The 21,322-nt window shown below is 58.9% G+C and carries 15 protein-coding genes; 4 read left to right on the top strand and 11 right to left on the bottom strand.

What is annotated here, in order from left to right:
• Window positions 1-9: 9 nt before the first annotated feature.
• Both urtB and urtA read right to left on the bottom strand, forming a co-directional pair.
• Window positions 10-936, bottom strand: coding sequence for an urea ABC transporter permease subunit UrtB (gene urtB / locus MARHY_RS18155; protein ID WP_011787267.1), 927 nt, complete (start codon window positions 934-936; stop codon window positions 10-12).
• Window positions 937-1,016: 80 nt separating this feature from the next.
• Entirely contained in the window at window positions 1,017-2,282 is a 1,266-nt protein-coding gene (gene urtA, locus MARHY_RS18160; protein WP_050999032.1) for an urea ABC transporter substrate-binding protein, read from the bottom strand.
• Window positions 2,283-2,583: 301 nt separating this feature from the next.
• Here urtA and MARHY_RS18165 point away from each other — a divergent pair, with 301 nt between their 5' ends.
• Window positions 2,584-5,967 carry a hybrid sensor histidine kinase/response regulator gene (locus tag MARHY_RS18165; RefSeq protein ID WP_014423126.1) on the top strand — a complete coding sequence of 1,128 codons (3,384 nt, stop codon included), beginning with the start codon at window positions 2,584-2,586 and terminating at the stop codon, window positions 5,965-5,967.
• Complete coding sequence (locus MARHY_RS18170; protein ID WP_011787270.1) at window positions 5,954-6,859, top strand: response regulator; 906 nt, start codon at window positions 5,954-5,956, stop codon at window positions 6,857-6,859. The genes MARHY_RS18165 and MARHY_RS18170 overlap by 14 nt, the downstream gene beginning before the upstream one ends.
• 12 nt (window positions 6,860-6,871) lie before the next feature.
• Here MARHY_RS18170 and MARHY_RS18175 read toward each other — a convergent pair whose 3' ends face one another.
• Both MARHY_RS18175 and nhaB read right to left on the bottom strand, forming a co-directional pair.
• Window positions 6,872-7,660, bottom strand: coding sequence for a substrate-binding periplasmic protein (locus tag MARHY_RS18175; protein WP_226374366.1), 789 nt, complete (start codon window positions 7,658-7,660; stop codon window positions 6,872-6,874).
• Window positions 7,661-7,791: 131 nt separating this feature from the next.
• The gene (nhaB, locus tag MARHY_RS18180) at window positions 7,792-9,297 is read right to left on the bottom strand and encodes a sodium/proton antiporter NhaB (protein ID WP_014423128.1); all 1,506 of its coding nucleotides are present in this window, start codon (window positions 9,295-9,297) and stop codon (window positions 7,792-7,794) included.
• Between the two features lie 325 nt (window positions 9,298-9,622).
• Here nhaB and MARHY_RS18185 point away from each other — a divergent pair, with 325 nt between their 5' ends.
• Window positions 9,623-10,603, top strand: coding sequence for a substrate-binding domain-containing protein (locus tag MARHY_RS18185; RefSeq protein ID WP_014423129.1), 981 nt, complete (start codon window positions 9,623-9,625; stop codon window positions 10,601-10,603).
• A complete protein-coding gene (locus MARHY_RS18190; protein ID WP_014423130.1) occupies window positions 10,600-12,675 on the top strand; it encodes a sensor domain-containing diguanylate cyclase in 2,076 nt (691 codons plus the stop codon). The genes MARHY_RS18185 and MARHY_RS18190 overlap by 4 nt, the downstream gene beginning before the upstream one ends.
• 8 nt (window positions 12,676-12,683) lie before the next feature.
• On the opposite strand, the gene MARHY_RS18195 is transcribed toward MARHY_RS18190, so the two are convergent.
• The 7 genes from MARHY_RS18195 to atpD all read right to left on the bottom strand — a co-directional run bounded on the left by MARHY_RS18195 (window position 12,684) and on the right by atpD (window position 21,286).
• Window positions 12,684-13,448, bottom strand: coding sequence for a HAMP domain-containing protein (locus tag MARHY_RS18195; protein ID WP_014423131.1), 765 nt, complete (start codon window positions 13,446-13,448; stop codon window positions 12,684-12,686).
• Window positions 13,445-15,391 carry an EAL domain-containing protein gene (locus MARHY_RS18200; RefSeq protein WP_014423132.1) on the bottom strand — a complete coding sequence of 649 codons (1,947 nt, stop codon included), beginning with the start codon at window positions 15,389-15,391 and terminating at the stop codon, window positions 13,445-13,447. Before MARHY_RS18200 ends, MARHY_RS18195 begins: the two co-directional genes overlap by 4 nt.
• Window positions 15,388-15,864 (bottom strand): putative pterin-binding protein, encoded by a 477-nt coding sequence (locus tag MARHY_RS18205; protein WP_158011905.1) that lies wholly within the window; start codon window positions 15,862-15,864, stop codon window positions 15,388-15,390. The genes MARHY_RS18200 and MARHY_RS18205 overlap by 4 nt, the downstream gene beginning before the upstream one ends.
• Before the next feature lie 189 nt (window positions 15,865-16,053).
• Window positions 16,054-17,886 carry a glutamine--fructose-6-phosphate transaminase (isomerizing) gene (gene glmS, locus MARHY_RS18210; RefSeq protein WP_014423134.1) on the bottom strand — a complete coding sequence of 611 codons (1,833 nt, stop codon included), beginning with the start codon at window positions 17,884-17,886 and terminating at the stop codon, window positions 16,054-16,056.
• Window positions 17,887-17,915: 29 nt separating this feature from the next.
• Window positions 17,916-19,280, bottom strand: coding sequence for a bifunctional UDP-N-acetylglucosamine diphosphorylase/glucosamine-1-phosphate N-acetyltransferase GlmU (glmU, locus tag MARHY_RS18215; protein ID WP_023008487.1), 1,365 nt, complete (start codon window positions 19,278-19,280; stop codon window positions 17,916-17,918).
• 150 nt (window positions 19,281-19,430) lie between these two features.
• On the bottom strand, window positions 19,431-19,853 hold the full coding sequence (locus tag MARHY_RS18220) for a F0F1 ATP synthase subunit epsilon (RefSeq protein WP_014423136.1): 423 nt from the start codon (window positions 19,851-19,853) through the stop codon (window positions 19,431-19,433).
• A gap of 38 nt (window positions 19,854-19,891) precedes the next feature.
• Entirely contained in the window at window positions 19,892-21,286 is a 1,395-nt protein-coding gene (gene atpD / locus MARHY_RS18225) for a F0F1 ATP synthase subunit beta (protein ID WP_011787276.1), read from the bottom strand.
• Window positions 21,287-21,322: the final 36 nt, after the last annotated feature.

Genomic DNA, 21,322 nt, shown 5'->3' on the forward strand with positions numbered 1-21,322 from the left:
GACAGTCTCCTAGCGACGGACCTTGAGCGCCATCAGGCCTTCCGGGCGCAGCATCAGGATGCCAACGACCACCAGCAGGGTGAGGACTTTGGCCATGGAACCACTGAGGAAGAACTCCATCGTGGACTGGGCCTGGGAAATACCGAAGGCAGAGACAATGGTGCCAATCAGACTCTGGGCACCGCCGAACACCACCACCAGGAAGGTATCGACAATGTAGGCCTGGCCGGAGGACGGGCCCGTGGAGCCGATCATGGTGAAGGCCGCACCGGCGATACCGGCAATGCCACAGCCCAGGGCGAAGGTCATACGGTCAACCCCGGCACTGTTGATGCCCACGGCTTCGGCCATCGGGCGGTTCTGTACCACGGCACGAACCTTCTTGCCCCAGCCTGAGCGGTACATCAGCAGGTAAACCCCCAGGGCGATGGACAGGGCAATGATCATCACGAACAGGCCGTTGATGGGCAGTTCCACCAGATCGGTAACCTGGATGGCGCCCATCATCCACTCCGGCAGTTCCACACCCACTTCCCGGGCCCCGAAGATGGAGCGGTAGGTTTGCTGCATGATCAGGCTCAGGCCCCAGGTGGCCAGCAGGGTGTCGAGCGGCCGCCGGTAAAGGTGCCGGATCATGGCCCATTCGATAAAGGCCCCGAGGGCCGCACAGATGAGAAACGCAATGATGATGGCGACGAAGAAGTATCCGCCAAACAGACCGGGCAGGACCGACTGGAAAAACCCGGAGACAAGGTAGGTGGTGTAGGCGCCGAGGATCATGAATTCCCCGTGGGCCATATTGATCACCCCCATCTGACCAAAAATGATCGCCAGGCCCAGTGCCATCAGTACGAATACCGAGAACAGGGACAGCCCGGCAAAGCCCTGCATGGCAAAAATCGACATCAATTCGCTGGTGGTGTATCCGTCAAACATGACCCTTACTCCCGTCGCTTAAGAACACGTGCTTGCGTCCGAGCCGGACGCCGGTGCCCGAAGGCACCGGCCACGGCTGCTTACTGGTAACCTTCCGGGAACGGATCGGGTTCCATCAGCTCGTCGGTTTCATAAACCACTTCATACTGGCCATCGGTTTTGGCGCGGCCGATGCGGGTCTTGGACCAGAGGTGATGGTTTTCGTGGATGCGGACATAGCCTTCCGGTGCCTTGGTGAATTCGATACCGGGTGAGGCCTCACGGATCTTGTCGATGTCGAAGGAGCCGGCTTTTTCCACCGCCATCTTCCACAGCCACGGGCCGAGGTAGGCCGCCTGGGTAACATCGCCAATCACCATGTCGTCACCCCAGGCTTCCTTGAAGGCGGCCACGAATTCTTCGTTGTTGGGGTTCTCCAGGCTCTGGAAATACTTCATGGAGGCGTAGATACCTTCCACGTTCTCGCCGCCGATACCGCGGATTTCATCCTCGGTGACGGAGATGGTCAGCAGCAGCGGCTTCTCGTCGGTGAAATCGACACCGGCGGCTTTCATCTGCTTGTAGAAGGCCACGTTGGAACCACCCACCACCGACGCAAAGATCACGTCCGGCTTCTTGAGCTTGATCTTGTTGATCACGGAGTTGAACTGGGTGTGGCCCAGCGGGTAGTACTCCTCGCCCACCACTTTCAGGCCCAGTTTGTCGATGTGCTTGCGGGCAATCTTGTTTGAGGTACGGGGCCAGATATAATCCGAGCCCAGCAGGTAGAAGGTTTTGGCGCCTTTCTCTTTCACCGCCCAGTCGATACCCGCGAGAATCTGCTGGGTGGCTTCCTGGCCGGTGTAGATCACGTTGGGTGACTGCTCCAGACCCTCGTAGAAGGTCGGGTAGTACAGCATACCGTTGTACTGCTCGATGACCGGCAGAATGGCTTTACGGGAAGCCGAGGTCCAGGCACCGAAGATGGCCGCGACGTTGTCCTGGCGGAGCAGCTTGCGGGATTTCTCCGCGAAGGTGGGCCAGTCACTGGCGCCGTCTTCCTGGACAAACTCGATCTGCCGGCCAAGGACACCGCCGGACTCGTTGATCTGCTCAATGGCGAGCTTCTCGGCCTGCACCGACCCAATCTCACTGATGGCCATGGTGCCGGTGATGGAGTGCAGGATACCGACCTTGACGGTGTCGTCAGTGACCGCCAGTCCGGTGGTGTTTACCTCGTCGGTTGCCGGCGTGGCCGCCTGGGCCGACGTGGCCAGCATGATGGATGCGGCCAGGGTGGCCAGGCTCTTTCGCAGCCCTTTGCTCTTGTGACTCCGCCCTCCGGCGGCAATGGTTGTCGTTCCCATGGTCATTCCTCGCAGTGGTTGAAAGCCGGTACCGTGCTCCGCTCCGGAAGCACAGTGCCCACGTCAATCATTCTGCTCAGGGCTGTCATGGGTGCCCATTCGGCATTCACCCCAGCGTGGTACGTCATTTGACGCATACCCGTGCCAGGTCAGACAGGTTACAACCGCAGGCAACCCCAAGGCGCACATCCGTTGCACCGGTTTATGGCACGGTTCTTGTTCCAGCTTTCTGATCCGGTGCGTGACGGCAGCAAACGCGCACCAATTCAGGGCGGCCCGGCGGGCCAGGAGCAGGGCGGGAATGGCAGTAAAACAGAATATTTTTCGGGTCCGGCGCAGCTATAACCAATGGGTGGCCAACCAGACCCTGGAAGACTACGCCCTGCGCTTTACCGCCAAAAGTGCACGCCGGTGGTCGGCTGCGCGGGTCAGCCATACTGCGCTGGGGGCCATCTCGTTCCTGGCCATGGAGGCCATCGGCGGCTCCATTACCCTGCACTATGGTTTCGACAACGCCGTCGCGGCGATCCTCGCGGTCAGCCTGGTGATTTTCCTGACCGCGATCCCGATCAGCTACTACGCCGCCCGCTACGGGGTGGACATCGACCTGCTGACCCGGGGCGCCGGCTTCGGCTACATCGGCTCGACCATCACCTCGCTGATCTACGCCTCCTTTACCTTCATCTTCTTCGCCATTGAGGCCGCCATCATGGCGATGGCGCTGGAAATGCTGTTTGCCATTCCCCTGGTACTGGGTTACCTGATCTGCGCCGTGGTGATCATTCCTCTGGTCACCCACGGCATCACCACCATCAGCCGTTTTCAGGTGTGGACCCAACCCCTGTTTATCCTGCTGCAGCTGGCGCCTTTCGTGTTCATCATCTACGCAGATGCCTCTTCCATCACCGACTGGACGCAGTTCCAGGGCGTGGGCCTGCCCGCCGACAATGGCTTTGACCTGCTGCTGTTCGGGGCCGCCGCCGCGGTGGTGTTCTCCCTGATTGCCCAGATTGGCGAACAGGTGGACTTTCTGCGCTTCATTCCCGAGCCCACCAATGCTCCGGAACGGCGCCGTTGGTGGGTGGCGGTAATGGCCGGCGGCCCCGGCTGGATTGTCATCGGCATGGTAAAAATTCTGGCCGGCTCCTTTCTGGCCGTGCTTGCACTGAATCAGGGCATTTCCGCGACAGAAGCGGCCGACCCAACCCAGATGTATCTGGTGGCGTTCAACTACATCACCCATTCCCCCGAGCTCTCGCTGGCGATGGCCGGCATCTTCGTGATCCTGTGTCAGATCAAGATCAATGTGACCAATGCCTACGCCGGCTCCATTGCCTGGTCCAATTTCTTCTCCCGGTTGACCCACAGCCACCCTGGCCGGGTGGTCTGGCTGGTGTTCAATGTCGCCATTGCCCTGCTGGTAATGGAACTTGGAGTGTATCGGGCACTGGAAGAGACCCTGGGGTTCTACGGCATTGTCGCCATTGCCTGGGTGGGTGCCCTGGTGGCAGACCTGGTGATCAACAAACCCCTGGGCCTGAGCCCGGCCCATATCGAATTCAAACGGGCGCACCTGTACGACATCAATCCGGTGGGCGTGGGCGCCATGATCACCGCCTCGGTGGTGGGAATCACCTGCCACACCGGGGTACTGGGTGACTACGCCCAGGCCCTGTCCCATTTCATTGCCCTGGCGGTGGCACTGGTCACCGCGCCCCTGATTGCCTGGAAGACCGGTGGACGTTTCTACACCGCCCGCCCGTTTGTGCCCCTCGCCACCGATCACCAACTGGTGGGGTGCAGCATCTGCGAACACCGCTTCGAGCCGGAAGATGTTACCCACTGCCCCGCCTACGATGGCGCCATCTGCTCGCTGTGCTGTTCGCTGGATGCCCGCTGTGAGGACGCCTGCAAGCCGGGCGCCGGCTACCAGGAGCAGATGCAGCAGTTTCTCGGGCGGTTTCTTCCGGCGCCACTGCTGTCGGCACTGCGCTCCCGGCTCGGGCATTTCCTGTCGCTGCTGGTGGTCATCAACGGGTTTTCCGCACTGCTGCTGTCGCTGATCTACTTCAAAACTCCGGTGGCTTCGCTTGCCGAGGCTATGCTGCTGTCTGTCACCCTGTGGAAAGTGTTCTTCATTCTGGTGATTGTCACCGGAGTGATCTGCTGGCTGTTTGTACTGGCCCATGAAAGCCGGGTAGTGGCAGAGGAGGAATCCCGGCGCCAGACCCGCCTGCTGACCGAGGAAATTGTCGCCCACGAACGCACCGACCAAGCCCTGCAGCAGGCCAAAGAGCAGGCCGAGGCCGCCAACGGCGCCAAGAGCCGGTATCTGACCGGAATCAGCCACGAGTTACGCTCGCCCCTGAACGCCATCCTCGGTTACGCCCAGCTCATGGAGAACGACGACTCGGTACCGCCTCATCGCAAGGAAGCCCTGGGGGTCATTCGCCGCAGCGGCGAATACCTGGCGGATCTGATTGAAGGGTTGCTGGATATCTCAAAAATTGAGGCGGGCCGGCTGGACCTGCACCGGGACCAGGTACGCATCGGGTTGCTGATGGAGCAGTTGGTCACCATGTTCCGGCTTCAGGCCGAAGAAAAGGGCCTGGCGTTCGACTACCACTGCCCTCACCCTCTGCCGGAGCTGGTGACCACCGATGAAAAACGCCTGCGCCAGATCCTGATCAATCTGTTGTCGAACGCCATCAAATACACCGACCAGGGCAGCGTGTCCCTGACCCTCCGCTACCGCAGCCAGGTGGCGGAATTCACCGTGCGTGATACCGGCGAGGGCATTGCCGCAGAAAACATCGAACGCATCTTCCGGCCGTTTGAGCGTATCCGCAATCCCGGCCAGAGCCGCACCGGAACCGGCCTGGGCCTGACCATCACCCGGCTGCTGACGGAAATCATGGGCGGTGACATCTCGGTGGAGAGCGAACCTGGCGAGGGCAGCGTGTTCAAGGTCAGCCTGATGCTGTCGAGCCTGCATTCCGCCAGCCCACGCTCGATCTCGACGCCGGCCCGCCGGATCTACGGCTACCATGGCGCCCGCCGGAAAATCCTGCTGGTGGATGACGACGACTCCCATCGTCAGGTGATCCGGGCCATGCTGTCGCCACTTGGCTTTGAAATCAGCGACACCGGCAATGCCATGACCGTTCCGGAACGGGTGGAACAGGAGCGCCCCAACCTGATTCTGCTCGACGTGTCGATGCCCGGGAAAAGCGGCTGGGAGGCGCTGGCCGAGCTCAGGGAAATGAAATACAACCTGCCCGTGGTGATGGTCTCGGCCGACGCCAACGAGGGCCACCATAGCGCCGAGGCACCGCGCCTGCACGACGGTTACATCATCAAACCGGTGCGACTGAACCTGCTGCTGGACACCATTGGCCGGGTCATGGGCCTGGACTGGCGCTTCGAGAAAAGCCCGGAGCCCCTGGCCGCGCTACCGCTGCCAGCCAGCGGCGCGCTTGAACTGCCCGCCCGGGAGCACTGCGAGGCGTTGGCAGACCTGGCCAGAATCGGCCATCGCAAGGGCCTGCTGGAGGCACTGCACAGCTTGCAGTATGCCGGAGACGCCAGTGACGCCTTCGTTCAGGAGATCACCAAATTCACCAACGATTTCCAGTTCGAGAAGATTCTCGAACTTCTTGAGGTAGCCGAACATGAAGCATCCTGATGACCGCAAAACCGTGGTACTGGTCGTCGACGACGCCATCGATTCCATCCGCATGATCAATGATGCACTGGAAGAAGCAGGCATGACCGTGCTGGTGGCGCTGGAAGGTAATCAGGCCCTGACCATCAGCCAGAACATCACCCCCGACGTGGTGTTGATGGATGCGCTGATGCCGAATATGGATGGCTTCGAGACGTGTCGGCGCCTCAAGGAAAACCCCGCCTTCGCGGACATTCCGATCATTTTCATGACCGGCCTGAGCGATACCGAACACGTGGTTATGGGCCTGAATGCCGGCGGCGTGGACTATGTTACCAAGCCCATCGACACCACCGAGTTACTGGCCCGCATGGCGGTGCACCTGGCCAACGCCAGAATGACCCGCAGCGCCCGTTGCGCGCTCGATACCGCCGGTCAGAACCTGTTTGCGGTCGACCGCGAGGGCAACCTGCTGTGGGGTACCCCGCAAGTATGCCGTTGCCTGCCGCCGCCGGATCACGAGGACTTCCAGGGAGTACGGGAACAACTTGAGGACTGGCTGGGCCACCGGCCAGATCCCGGCCACAGTCTGCCCATCCGGTTACTGGACACGCCCCGCTCCATTGAATATCTGGCCCTGGTGGATGGCCAGGAATACCTGTTGCGTCTGAAAACACCCCAGAACCAGAACAGCGCCTCAGCGGCGCTGCGGGAACGTTTTGATCTTACCCTGCGGGAGTCGGATGTCCTGCTGTGGATCGCCAATGGCAAGACCAACCGGGAAATCGGACAGATTCTGGAGATGAGCCCCCGCACCGTGAACAAACACCTGGAGCAGGTGTTCCGGAAGATGAATGTGGAAAACCGGACGGCGGCAGCGGCCAATGCCATTCGGGTGCTGGCAACGCTTTAAAGCCTGCCGGTGTTACCGGTACTGCTCCGGGAATCCTGGCACCACGTAGGTTTTCTGAAACCGTCGCACCGGCGGTACTTCGCCCTTTTCGGCCAGGCGCAGGTAAGCGTCGTCAAAGGCCTCACGCAGAATGGCCGCACGCGGATTGGCCAGTGAAAACAGCCAGGCGCCATTGCGGCTGCGCATTTCCGATTCGCGAATCTCGGCATCTGTCGTCCGGCTCAGGGTTTCCTGCACCGGTTGCCGGTAGTCCAGCAGGTAATCGCCGCGATGACGCTTGAGCATGTTGAGGCCGGACCGATGGTTCGGTGCTTCGGTAATCTGGATATCGGGCTGGGAGGTCAGCCAGTCTCTGAGGCCGGCGTAGGTATAGCCGCCGATCAGAATCACGGTTTTGTTGCGCAGGCGATCCATATGATCCACTGGCGGCAGGCCTTCCAGATACCACGCGCTCAGTTCCACCGGAATCGGGCTGATCCAGCTTTCGAAAATGTCGTCTTTTAAAGCGGGAATGTCGGTTAGCCCCATCCACAAATCGATCGTGCCGTTTTTCAGATAGAGGTAGGTGCGTGCCACCGGCAGGTAGATAAATTCCAGTTGGTAACCCGCCTCTGCCGCCACCTTGCGGGTGATGTCCACAAACTCTCCGGCAGGCTCGCCCCTGTCATCCCGATAAGTGACCGGCGGAAACTCAACATAAGCAACCCGTATGGTTTTATCGACAATAGCCTCCGAATCTGAGGCACGGACAGCGGTGGGATAGAACAAATAGGAGAAAACCAGAACAAGAAAAAGCGCCATCAGACAGGCGCGCGAAAGGATCGATTGGGGTTGTTGGCAACTGCGCATGTATACCGCTTTTCTTTTATCTGTTTACCTGAAGGTTAACAGATCCTATGAAAACTGTGCGGTGAAATATGCAAAACCTTGACTCAGAACGCGTGGGTGACCATGTAAAGACCGACGCCCCCCATCACGATGGTGTAAGGCAACGCCATGATCACCATGCGCCCGTAGGACAAACGCACCAGAGGTGCAATGGCTGAGGTCAGCAGGAACAGGAATGCCGCCTGGCCATTGGGTGTAGCTACGCTCGGCAGGTTGGTACCGGTATTGATGGCTACGGCCAGGGTCTGGAAGTGCTCGTAGCTGATGCTGCCGGCGTCCAGCGCCTGTTTCACTTCGCTGATGTAGACGGTCGCCACAAACACGTTGTCGCTAATCATCGACAACAGCCCGTTGGCAATGAAGAACATGCCCGGCTGCTGGCCTTCAGGCAGCGCCAGTACGTAATCAATGATCGGTTTGAACAGGTGCTGTTCGTGAATCACGGCTACCACGGCGAAGAACACCACCAGCAACGAGGTAAAAGGCAGGGATTCCTGGAACGCCTTGCCAATCTGGTGTTCATCCGTCACGCCGGTAAAGGAGGTAATCAGGATAATCACCAGCAGACCAATCAGCCCGACCTCGGCAATGTGGAACGCCAGGCCAAACACCAGAATGACCGCGGCCACCGCCTGAATCCAGAGCGCCGCCTGATCGGACTTGGTTCGCCGCGCTTTTTCGTTGTCGGCAAACTCTTCCAGAACCCGGCGCACCGGCTTGGGCAGTCGACCGCCATATCCAAACCAGCGCAGTTTCTCCAGCGCCCAGCACGTGGCCAGGCCCGCAAACAATACCGGGACGCTGACCGGCGCCATGTGCAGGAAAAAGCCGGCAAAATCCCAGCCAACCACCTTGGCAATCAACAGGTTCTGGGGCTCACCCACCATGGTGGCCACGCCGCCCAGGGCAGTACCAATGGCACCGTGCATCAGCAAGCTGCGAAGAAAGGCCCGGAAGTTTTCCAGATCTTCCCGGTGCAGCTCAATCACTTCATCGTCGCTGTTGGTGTTGTGGTCTTTCTGCTGGTAGCCCTTGCCGGATGCCACCTTGTGATAGACCGAGAAGAACCCTACCGCGACGCTGATAATGACCGCGGTGACGGTCAGGGCGTCGAGGAACGCAGACAGCACTGCCGCAGCGCTACAGAACAGCAGCGACAACGCCGACTTGGACCGTACCCCCACAAGAATCTGGGTAAAGGTCACCAGCAGCAGCTCTTTCATGAAGTAAATACCCGCCACCATGAACATCAGCAGCAGGATGACCGGAAAATTGGTCAGAACCTCATGGTACACCGCATCCGCGGACGTCAGCCCGATCAGCAGGGCCTCCACCGCCAGCAAGCCCCCCGGGAGCAGTGGGTAGCATTTCAGCGCCATTGCCAGGGTAAAAATGAACTCGCCGATCAGCAGCCAGCCTGCAACGCCCGGTCCAAGCACGTACATCACGACGGGATTGGCAATCAGGAATAGCAGAATAACCTGCTTGTACCAGACGGGTGCCTTGCCAAGAAAATTATGGGTGAAGCCAGCAATTACGGTGTTGGGCATTACACAATTCTTCTGAAGATGACTGCCGGAGAAGTATGCGGCATGAAGCCGTTATCTTCCTTGATATTTGTGCCCGGGGTAATGGCCCGAAGGTGGTAGAAAGGCCCACATTCAGGTGTAGGCGGGGCGTACCCCTGGCAGGGCGCCTAGTTTACCGGGAATTGGTCAACGACGCGAGTTATCCAGCGGCGGCCCTCCGCCTTTGCCAGCGACCTTGCGGGAAGCAAGTATTCACCAACAATTTGATAAAGATCATCCCAAAGAACTATATGTCGCCAAGTTACACACAGTAAAATAGGCCGCTTTCCAGCAATACGATGTCGGCATGAAACACTCTCTGGTCCGAGTATTCCGGGCACTTCCCGTTGTTCTGATCCTGATGCTCAACCCGGCATCCGACGCTGCGGCTCAGGAACGCACGCTGGCCTATCTGGTTCCCGACATTCGTATCCCGTTCTGGGACATCATGGCCCGGGGCATTCACCAGAAGGCTACTGAACTGGGCTATGAGCTATCGGTGCACAGCGCCGACAACCTGGCCCGACGAGAACTGGAAGCGACCGTTGCCGCGATTGACTCCGGCGTTGACGGCATCATCCTCTCCCCGACCCAATCTTCGGCCGCCGTCACGGTTCTCAAGCTTGCAGAACAAGCCGGTATTCCGGTGGTGATTTCAGATATTGGCGCCAAGTCGGACAACTATGTGAGCTATATCGAATCCGACAATGACCAGGGCGCCTACAATCTGGGCGAACTGCTGGTTGCCGCTCTGGACGAGAAAGGCTGGATGGACGGGACGGTGGGGATTGTCGCCATTCCCCAGAAACGAGCCAACGGCAAGGCCCGGACCGAAGGTTTTATGCGGGCCCTGGAGGAGCATGGTGTCAGCACCGCCGGTATCTACCAGCAAGCGGACTTTTCCTACCGCGAGACCTATGAATTCAGTCGACGTCTGATTCAGGACAATCCACAGCTCCGAGCCATCTGGTTACAGGGCTCCAATCGATACCGGGGCGCGCTGGATGCCATTTGGGAATCCGGCAAAACCGGCCAGATCCTGCTGATCTGCTTTGACGCCGAACCCGAGTTTCTGGCCATGATCCGTTCTGGCGACCTCGTGGCGGCCGGGATGCAGCAGCCATTCCTGATGGGCGAAACCGCCGTGGAGGCAATGCATCGGCACCTGTCGGGTGCACCGGTTGAAAAGGTCCAGCGGCTGCCGGTGTTACCGGTACACCGAGGTAATCTGGAGCAACTCCTGCCGACCATCCAGCGCACCGTTCTGGGTAACCGGTCGCAACCATGATGAAACAAGTGGCCGCAAACACCTCTGGTTACCCCTCGTTACTGGGCCGCACTACGTCTCTGGTAGTGGCCGTTATCGCGGGCGTATTTCTGTTGCATGCGGTGTATGTTTACAGCACCGCCCGGGCAGAGATTACGGCGGGCATCGAACAGGATGTCCACGAGAGTCTTGAACGTCTGAGCCGGAGCATTGCCCCATTTATCGAATCCTACTCGGTGCACGAATACGAAAGCCTGATTGCCACCGAGATGGCCCTGAAACAACACTTCGGGGTGATACTCGAAGACTATGAGATGGGCCGGATTCTCGGCCAGCCCTACTACCTGTATGGCCAACTGCGGCAACAGAACGGCCAATACAGATTGTTCCAGGAACGCACCCAACCGGTTCAGCATGAGCTTGCCCAGGCGTTTTACCAAGCCAGTGCGCCCATAGTGGGCGGCAACGATGAAGTACTGGGTACAATCCGGATCTACGCCACCGATGACCTGCTGGTGGCAAAGTTGGAGCGGGTAGTGCTTGAGGAACTGCTGACGGTACTGGCCCTTGCGCTCACCCTGTCGGCTTTACTCGGCACGGTGCTCCACCGCTCGGTTTTCCGTTCGATTGTCGCCATCGATGACGCGCTCAGGAACAAGGATGCCGAGGGTATTCCGCTCCAGCCCGTGCCTCCGTTCCAGTATCGGGAGCTGGCCGTGCTGAGTGATGGCATCAACACCATGCTCGAGTCCATCAAAGCTTCACGGGAGCAACTGAAGCTGGAACGAAGTCGGCTGGAGAACATTATCAGCGGGACCCGGTCGGGTACCTGGGCGTGGAATGTCCAGACGGGAGAAACCGTCTACAACAAACGCTGGGCCGAGATCGCAGGCTATACCCTGGAGGAACTGGCGCCGGTATCGATCGACACCTGGATGAACCTGGCGCATCCGGATGATCTGCAGCGCAGCGCCGATCTGCTGGAGCGGCATTTCCGCGGCGAGCTGGCCTATTACGAATGTGAGGCCCGGATGCGACACAAGGACGGTCACTGGGTCTGGGTTCTCGACCGCGGCCAGGTGCAATCCTGGGATGACCAGGGCCAGCCCTTGCTTATGTACGGCACCCATCAGGACATTACGGAACGCAAGCGGGCGGAGGCCAGCCTGTCGATGGCAGCGGGTGTGTTTCGCCATGCCCGGGAAGGCATTGTACTGACCAGTGCACAGGGACGAATTCTGGACGTAAACGCCGCCTTCAGCGCGCTGACAGGATACGCCCGGGAACACGTTCTGGAGCAGTATTACGAGGATATCCTGGCCTCTGACCAGTACTCCCGGGATTTTCGGCATCAGGTGCTGGCATCGCTTGATGCCAAGGGAGTATGGAGTGGTGAGTACTGGATACGTTGCCAGAATGGCTCGTTGCTGCCCTCACTGATGACCATCGCGGCGGTGCGCAGCCGGGAGGGAGAGGTGGAGCATTATGTCACGCTGTTCGCGGATATTTCCCACCTCAAACAGACCGAAGAACAGCTTCGTCATATTGCCCACTACGATCCCCTGACCGGCCTTCCCAACCGGCTGCTGCTGGGCGAGCGGCTTCAGCACGCAGTCGCCTCTACCCGACGGCACGGGGATGTACTGGCTGTGGTGTTCCTGGATCTGGATGGCTTCAAGGCCGTTAATGACACCTATGGCCATGCCACCGGCGACGAACTCCTGGTCACGCTGGCCAGGCGAATGAAAGGCATCCTGAGGGAATGCGACACCGTTGCACGACTGGGTGGGGATGAGTTTGTGGTATTGCTGCCGGAGCTTTCGTCCGGGCCTGACTGCAAAACCATCCTGTCCCGACTGCTGTCGGCATTGTCGGAGCCGGTCGAACTGCTCGAACGAACCGTTCAGGTCTCTGCCAGCCTTGGCGTCAGTTTTTATCCACAGGTGCCGGATATTGATGCCGAAGTACTGCTAAGGCAAGCCGACATCGCCATGTACCAGGCCAAACAAAGAGGCAAGAATCAGGTGCGGTTCTTCAACGGTCTGGACCACACAGACGACACCAAAGCTGTGCCGGCCGGAGATCAGGAATAGCTCTGCCTTCAACCTTTTCGGAGCTGTTCTGCCAGCTTGGTCTGCAGCAGCTCGTTCTGTACTTCAAGCTCATGAATGCGCGCGTCCCGCGTACTTTTCTCCCAGACCAACCGATCCGCAAGCTGATCAATCTCGGCAGCAATGTCGGATACCTCATCGGTTCCGTGGTCATCCAGGCGTTGCAGGTAATCCCCCTGGTTCACGGACTTCAGAAAACGACGAATCCGGCGTAGGCGCCGGACCAGGTAATGACCGGCAAGCATGGAGAACAGCGCGGCCGTCAGCACCTCAAGCCCGGCGATCATCACGCTGTTCCGCTTAGCTCCGGCCATGGCCCGTTTCTGGCCGGATAAATCCAGTCCGATTTCCACCGACCCATAACCCAGTCCCGCCTGGGTAATCACCGCCTTCGCCATGTAAAGGTCCGGAAGTGCTTCGGCTCTGCGGGAACGCTCGAACGGCTGCTTCAAGCTCTCGGGAGAGCCCGCTTCCACCAACAGCCGGCCCTCGTAATCCAGAATACGGGCGAATTCGATGCCATCAGCACGCGCAGTGGCGCTGACCAGGTCCTGCAGTCCCACTCGATTGCCAAGCAGCAGGTTATCAACGGCATTGGCTGCCAAGACCCGGGCGATGGATTGGGCACGGCGGTCCACCTCCCGGTGGATAGAGTCATCCATGAAGTGGAATACCGAGTACAACAGAACCACCAGTATCGCTACTTCAATGGTGCCGATACCAATGACCGCCTGGACTCGCAGTGACAGCTTCATACCCGGACCTCCGCAATTCCCCGGACGGAATCCGGGCCGGGCCAGCGCGTTTTGGCATCCAGAAGCAAAGCCAGATAGTCGTTGAATAACATCGGCTTGTGGGCGTAGTAGCCCTGCACCAGAACATCCCCGAATGACTGCACCTGCTGCCATTGCGGCTCGTTCTCCACCCCCTCAATCACGCTCTTCATAAACGCCTGGTTGGCCATCGACACAATGGATGCCAGGAACCTGGCTTTGTTGGCATCCAGCTCAATGCCCTCAACGAAGCAACGGTCGATCTTCAGCCTGTCGACCTTGAGCTCCCGGACGTATTCCAGGGACGAGTGGCCGGTGCCGAAATCGTCCAGGGCAAAGGTAATGCCGAGACCATGCAACGCTTCAATCACATCATTGATGTTGCCAAACTCCAGAGCCGCGTTGTCCTCGGTAATCTCCATACAGAGGGCCGCCGCTGGGATACCGGGCTCGAGCAGTAGCCGCTCAACGTTACCGATCAGCTTCATGGACAACATGGCGGGGTTGAGGTTGATCGAGAGGTTGCCGGTATACCGGAGCCCGGAATACAGCTGCCGGGTTTCCGCGGCAACCCTGCTGAACAGCCAACAACCCAGCTGTTCCCCCAGACCATAGCGCTCGCAGAGCTCTACCACGCGATTGGGCGGGATGAATCCCAGGCTCTCGTGTTCGCAGCGCAACAGGACTTCGGCCCCGGTTACAAGGTTCACGTCGGACGCACTGACGATGGGCTGATAGACCAGCCGGAGTATCAACGCACCAGGTTCCTCATTAAACAGGCTGAGCAGACCTGCGTGAATCTGGCGTTCTTCCAGTATCCGCCGACGCAGAGCTTCTCCGTCAATGAAATAGGACTGGTTTTCCTCCGAGGCCTGGACCAATGCACGATGCGCCTGCTGATAGCGGATCTGCCAGTCACCTGCTTTTCCGGCGCAGGGCGGCGCCACGCCGAAAACGGCTGAGGCATGCCAGACGGAATCGCCAATCCGCCAGTCAAAGCGGGTCGCAGACACCAGCTGGTAGACCGAAGACTCAACGAACTCGGGCTCCAGGGGCGCCAGTAGAATCACAAACTCACTGGCCGACACCTGGATGAGCTGATCATCAGACGACAATTCGCGCTGGAGTTTACGAGCAAATGCCTGGGTAAGCGAAGTTGCGCCCTCCTGGCCATATTCACTGAGCACCAGCGTGTATTTCTGAATGGCGCAGGTAATGATGCTGACGCGAGGGTCCACGCCTCCGAGGGAATGCAAATAATGGCTGTTGGGCAACCCGGTGACCGGATCGGTCTTTGACTGCTTACGCAGGAATGCCATTCCCAGCGCCAGATAGCCGAAAACTACCGCCAAGGCGACCAGTGTCAGTATCCTGAGCTTGGCCAGCCTGTCCCGGGAGGCTTCCACGCTGCTCATCAACCGACTGGTTTCATCGCCCACAAAGTTATCGGTAACCAGCTGCATAACGTCCTGCCACTGCCGATGCCATGCCGCCATGGCGTCAGACCAGCCGGTAGGGTCTCCGGCGAGGCGTCGGGTAAGAGGGTCCTCCAGCGCCTGCAAACGGGTGAACAGATCCTGCAGGCGAGCCGCATTGTTGTCGTGTTCTCGGGTGGGCGCAGACTCCTTGCTGGTCAGGAGGTAATCGTAGCGGCTCCAGAGAACGTCGTACCTCAGGGTAACCTGAGCAGGCTCGCCGACACCGCGATCAAGCAGCGACAACTCCCTATCCAGGGCGCTTGCTTCGCTGCCGAGACGAACCAGGTTCCACGACGCCATTCTCAGGGCACTGAGCGAGACACTCTGCAGTTTGCGATCCTGGAGATAGGTGTAAAAACTGGCGGACAGCAAGACACCCACCACGGAGAACAACAGGACCACGGTGATGCGGGAGAAGAGTCCCGCCAGAACAGATTGGCTGTTCATTCCTGCGTGAGTTCAATCCGGTTGAGCTGCCAGACCATGTAACGGTGGAAATCCTCACTGTCCAGCTCAGGCCGCTCCGATAACGGCAACATGATCCAGTAGGGACCACGCTGGCGGATGCTCATCGGCTCGCCGTTCTGGCGGGTGGACACAATGGCGTCCAGGCTCATCAGTTCCTTCATCGACCCTGACACCTTGTAACCATTCAGAGCCACCAGGGTGACCTCGCTGGCCCCGGTGCTGCCAAAATGCTCAATGACCCTTGCCAGCGTTGGGCCGGAGAACTCGGCGGTGCCGTCGTAGTAAGGACTGGTGGTCTCGATAACTGACTGTGGAAAACTCTCCAACAGTGCCCGATCCAGCACCAGAGTCTCCTTTCCATCGGTAATTTCGAGCGTCTGGGCAGAGGCCGAGCCGAAGGTAATGAGGAGGAGAATGGCCAGGCCTAACATTGATCGGAGACGATCATTCATCGGAAACACCCATCCTATTGATCATAATTTGGACAGGCATCATAGTGGCGGGCGCGATTTTCAGCCAGTACCACTTGGTTACACAATGCATCTAGTTTGTGAAATCGTTTAAAACACCGAGAGAACGAAAAAAGCCCGCTGGCTGATGCGCGCAACGGGCTTTTCAAACACCTGGAAGGGAAAGACCGGTTATTCCACCGTCACACTCTTGGCCAGGTTCCGCGGCTGGTCCACATCCGTACCCTTCAACACCGCCACGTGATAAGACAGCAACTGCAGCGGTACGGTGTACACGATGGGCGCGGTGATCTCGTGCACGGACGGCAGTTGCATTACGTGGATGCCTTCTTCCGGCTTCACATCCGCCGCCTTGTCGGCAAACACGAACAGCTCACCGCCACGGGCGCGAACTTCCTCCAGATTGGATTTCAGCTTTTCCACCAGGTCGTTGTTCGGTGCCACCGTGACTACCGGCATTTCACTGTCCACCAAGGCCAGCGGACCGTGTTTGAGCTCGCCGGCGGGATAGGCCTCGGCGTGGATGTAAGAGATTTCCTTGAGCTTGAGGGCCCCTTCCATCGCCACCGGGAACTGGGAGCCACGGCCCAGGAACAGGCTATGGTTCTTGTCCATAAACGCCTTGGACATCTCTTCAATGTCGGCATCCAGGGCGAGGACATCACTCACCTGCTTGGGCAACTGATGAATGGCGGCAACGATGTCTGCTTCTTTCTCTTCACTCAGGCCATTATGGCGCGCCAGGGCCAGGGTGAAGATCAGCAAGGCGGTCAGCTGGGTGGTGAACGCCTTGGTCGACGCCACACCAATTTCCGGACCGGCCTGGGTCATGATGACCAGATCGGATTCCCGCACCAGGGAACTGCCCGGCACGTTGCAGATGGCCAAAGCCGCGCGGAAGCCCGCCTGTTTGGCCTGACGCAATGCCGCCAGAGTGTCGGCGGTTTCACCGGACTGGGAAATGCACAGGAACAGGGTGTCGGGCTGAATCACGTGTTTGCGGTAGCGGAACTCGGAAGCGACTTCCACCGAACAAGGCACGCCGGCCAGTTCCTCAATCCAGTAGCGGGCTACCATGCCGGCATGGTACGAAGTACCACAGGCGATGATCTGGACGTGACGGACGTTATCCAACAGATTGGCCGCGTCGGTTCCGAGCGCCTGCTCCAGGACCCGGCTGTCGGTAATTCGGCCTTCCATGGTGGCCTTGATCACTTTCGGCTGCTCGTAGATTTCCTTGAGCATGAAGTGGCGGTATTCACCTTTGTCTGCAGAGTCAGCACCGTGCTCAAAACGGGTAATGGTCCGCTCCACCGGCTGACCACTGCGATCGTGGATGCGGATGCTGTCCTTGCGGATATCGGCGATATCGCCCTCTTCCAAGAACATGAATCGGTCGGTCACCGGCAACAGGGCCAGCTGGTCAGACGCGATAAAGTTCTCGCCAATACCGACGCCAACTACCAGAGGGCTGCCCTCGCGACAGACCACCAGGTGATCCGGCTCATCGGCATGAACAACGGCCAGGGCGTAGGCACCGCGCAGACGCTGAATGGCCGCCTTTACCGCTTCATAGAGTTTGCCCTGTTCACGGAAGTATTTCTCGATCAGGTGCGCGACCACCTCGGTATCGGTCTGGGAGGTGAACTCAAAACCCTCGGCCCTGAGTTCATCCCGGAGTTCCTGGTAGTTCTCGATGATGCCGTTATGGACGATGGCCAGCCGCTCGCCGGACATATGGGGATGGGCATTGACCTGCGAGGGCTCGCCGTGGGTGGCCCAGCGAGTGTGGGCGATACCCAGGTGACCAGCCAGGGGGTTTGCTTCAATGGCATCAGCCAGGGCCGCAACCTTGCCAACTTCCCGGGCTCGCTGCACCAGGTGCTGGCCATTGATGACGGCCATGCCGGCGGAGTCGTACCCCCGGTATTCCAGGCGGCGCAGGCCCTCCAGCAGAATACCCTGGACATCCCGTTCAGATACCGCTCCTACAATCCCACACATGCTGTTATCACCTGTTCGTTAATCGTTGGTTACGCTTTTTTCGGCCGTTCCCAGCCGGCGATGTTGCGCTGCTTGCCACGGGCCACCGCCAGTTCCCCTTCGCTGATATCGCGGGTAATGGTGGAGCCGGCACCAATGGTGGCCTGTTCCGCTACGTTCACCGGAGCGACCAGTGAGGTATTGGAGCCGACAAATACCCCGTCACCCAATACCGTCTGGTGTTTGTTCACACCATCATAATTGCAGGTGATGGTACCTGCACCCACATTCACATTACGGCCCAGTGAGGCATCACCAACGTAACTGAGGTGATTTATCTTGCTGCCCTCACCCACCACGGCCTTCTTGGTTTCGACAAAATTGCCAACCTTGGTGTTGGCGGCCAGTTCAGTTCCCGGGCGCAGACGTGCGAATGGCCCGATCTGGGCGTTGGCACCCACTACAGCACCTTCAATCACGCTGTTGGCCTTGATCTCGGCACCGTCGGCGATGGTGGCGTCTTTGATCACACAGTTGGGTCCGATCACAACGTTGTTGCCGAGGCTCACCCGGCCTTCAAAGACCGCGTTTACGTCTATCCACAGGTCGTTGCCAATGGTGAGCTCACCGCGCACCTCAATGCGGGCCGGGTCCGCCAGGGATGCACCCTCGGTCATCAAACGCTCGGCTTGCTGACGCTGGTACCAGCGCTCCAGTTCCGCCAGTTGCAGGCGGTTGTTCACGCCCTGAACCTCAAACGGATTCAGCGGCTGGGAAACCGTCACTGACAAGCCGTGGTCGACCGCCATCGCGATAATGTCAGTCAGATAATACTCGCCCTGGGCATTACTGTTGGACAGAGCGGGCAGCCATTGCTTCAGATGACGGGCGGATACCGCGAGAATGCCGGTGTTCACTTCCTGAATCTGCTGCTGTTCAGCGGTCGCGTCTTTCTGCTCAACGATGGCCTGAACCAGGCCTTGTTCGTTGCGAACGATCCGGCCATAACCGTGGGGGTTGTCCATATCCACCGTCAGCAAAGCCAGATTCCGTTCGTCCAGGTCCGCGACCATGGTTTCCAGGGTATCTTTGCGAGTCAGAGGGACGTCACCGTACAACACCAGCACCCGGGCGTCATCCGGCAGTGCCGGCAGCGCCTGGGCCACGGCATGGCCGGTGCCCAGCTGTTCGGTCTGCAACACCCAGTTCACCGAGTCGTCTTCCAGAGACGCCCGAACCTGATCGGCTCCGTGACCAATCACCGTGTGAATTTTCTCCGCGCCCAGTTGTTTTGCGGTATCAACCACATGGTGCAGCATGGCTTTACCCGCCACCGGGTGCAGCACCTTGGGCAGGGAGGATTTCATGCGGGAGCCCTGGCCTGCGGCCAGGATCACAACGTGTAACGGGCTCATGGGGCAATCAGCTCCGGTATTCAAAACGTCCATAAATGAAAAAACCGCGTCCCGGTGGAATCGCCGACACTCCGTTTCCGGAATACCGGGCCCTCCACCTGAGGATGCGGTTCACTGTCAGGCCAGTCCGGGCGCTGACACAGGCTCTGCTTAACGCAGGTGCTTGCGCAGCTTCTGGATGGTGCGCAGCTGAGCGGCAGCTTCGGCCAGCTCGGCGGCAGCACGCGAGTACTCGAACTCGCCTGTCTTGTTCGCCAGTGCCTTCTCGGCTTGCTTCTGGGCTTCCAGGGCCGCTGCTTCGTCCACATCCTTTGCACGAACGGCGGTGTCGGCCATCAGGGTAACCAGATTGGGCTGTACTTCCAGATAACCACCGGATACGTACAGAATCTCCTCACTGCCACCCTGCTTGATGATCCGCACTGCGCCGGGCTTCAGCTCGGTCAGTAGCGGAGCATGGCCATACTGGATGCCAAGCTCACCTTCGGTACCGGTGGCGATCAGCATCTCCACCAGGCCCGAATAGATTTTTTCCTCGGCACTTACGACGTCACAATGTACGGTCATAGCCATTTCATACGCCTCTTGGGTCAGAAAGGAAAAAAGGTGTCTTACTTACCTTCCTTCTCTTTCATTGCCTTAGCTTTCTCAATCGCTTCTTCGATGCCGCCGCACATGTAGAACGCCTGCTCCGGCATGTCGTCGTAGTCACCGTTGAGAATGCCTTCGAAGCTGGCGATGGTCTCTTTCAGAGACACGTACTTACCCGGAGAACCGGTAAATACTTCAGCAACGTGGAACGGCTGCGACAGGAAACGCTCAATCTTACGGGCGCGGGATACGATCAGCTTGTCGTCTTCAGACAGCTCGTCCATACCCAGGATCGCGATGATGTCTTTCAGTTCCTTGTAGCGCTGCAGAACGTTCTGAACACCACGGGCAACGTTGTAGTGCTGCTCACCAATTACCAGCGGATCCAGCTGACGGGAGGTGGAGTCGAGCGGATCGATCGCCGGGTAGATACCCTTGGAAGCGATGTCACGGCTCAGTACCACGGTCGCGTCAAGGTGCGAGAAGGTGGTGGCCGGAGACGGGTCAGTCAAGTCATCCGCCGGTACGTAGACCGCCTGGATAGAAGTGATGGAACCGGTCTTGGTAGAGGTGATCCGCTCCTGCAGCTGACCCATCTCTTCCGCCAGGGTCGGCTGGTAACCTACCGCAGAAGGCATACGGCCCAGCAGTGCAGATACCTCAGTACCGGCCAGGGTGTAACGGTAGATGTTGTCAACGAACAGCAGTACGTCACGGCCTTCGTCACGGAACTTCTCAGCCATGGTGAGACCGGTCAGGGCCACACGCAGACGGTTTCCAGGGGGCTCGTTCATCTGGCCGTAAACCATGGCAACCTTATCGAGAACGTTGGACTCCTTCATTTCGTAGTAGAAGTCGTTACCTTCCCGGGTCCGCTCACCAACACCTGCGAATACGGAGAGACCGGAGTGCTCTTTCGCGATGTTGTTGATCAGTTCCATCATGTTTACGGTCTTGCCTACGCCGGCACCACCGAACAGACCAACCTTACCACCCTTGGCGAACGGGCAGATCAGGTCGATAACCTTGATGCCGGTTTCCAGCAGGTCGGCAGACGCTGCCTGATCGGCATAGCCCGGTGCTTTGCGGTGGATAGCCCAGCGCTCTTCTTCGCCGATGTCGCCCTGTTCGTCGATGGGACGACCCAGAACGTCCATGATCCGGCCCAGAGTCTGTGTACCAACAGGTACAGAGATCGGCTTGCCGGTGTTTTCTGCTTTCAGGCCACGCTTCAGGCCCTCAGTGCTGCCCATGGCGATGGTACGAACAATGCCGTCACCCAGCTGCTGCTGGACTTCCAGAGTTGTTTCGCCACCTTCAAGCAGCAGTGCGTCGTAAACGCTTGGAACGGAGTCACGTGGAAATTCCACGTCGATAACCGCGCCAATGATCTGAACGATGTGTCCGCTACTCATGCTCGGTTCCTCGTTATCTTGATAGTCAATAAAACC

The sequence above is a fragment of the Marinobacter nauticus ATCC 49840 genome (assembly GCF_000284615.1).
Lineage (GTDB): Bacteria > Pseudomonadota > Gammaproteobacteria > Pseudomonadales > Oleiphilaceae > Marinobacter > Marinobacter nauticus.